This window comes from Mucilaginibacter sp. P4_G9 (genome assembly GCF_056400985.1).
Map to the genome: position 1 here is coordinate 1 of NZ_JBFUKF010000909.1, position 704 is coordinate 704.

Consider the following 704-nt stretch of genomic DNA (forward strand, 5'->3'; position numbering starts at 1 on the left):
GTGTGGCTTTTGCCGAAACCCCATACTTTGATATATTGAATTTTCCGTTGTTAAAAGGAGATAAAAAAACTGTATTGGTAGCGCCTGGCGAAGCCATTGTTACCGAAAAAATAGCGCATAAATACTTTGGCAACGATAATGCCATTGGTAAGGTGATTCGCCTTGATAACAAAGTGAATTTTACCATTACCGGTGTTTTAAAAGATATACCGGCCAATACCGACCGCCGGCAGCAGATCTATTTATCATATGGCAGCATGGCTGAATATACAGATAAGCGCCGGGAAGACAACTGGGGCGGTGTATACAGTGGGAGCGAGGCATTTACAAAACTTAAAACCGGCGTGTCTAAAACCCAGGGCGAAAAAGCTTTGGCCGAAATTGTTAAAAAGCACTACACTGGCCGCGACCTGAAAGTGTGGTTTTTTAAACTCCAACCTATTAGCGATATACATTTTAATGCCGAACTTGACGGTTACGCAGATAAAAAGTATTTATGGGCGCTATTTTTTATAGGGATATTCCTGATTATTACTGCCTGTGTAAATTTTGTAAACCTGGCAACAGCACAGGCACTTAACCGCTCAAAAGAAGTTGGGATCCGCAAAGTATTGGGTAGCCTGCCTCACCAGCTTTTTTGGCAGTTTATAGCCGAAACTGCTTTAATAACGGTTGTGGCGGTTGTTTTAGCGGTAGGGATATCG

1 protein-coding gene is annotated in these 704 nt (G+C 42.5%); it reads left to right on the forward strand.

What is annotated here, in order from left to right:
• Positions 1-704: ABC transporter permease (locus AC1DPZ_RS28505; protein ID WP_477409884.1), on the forward strand; the 704-nt coding region annotated here is incomplete at both ends.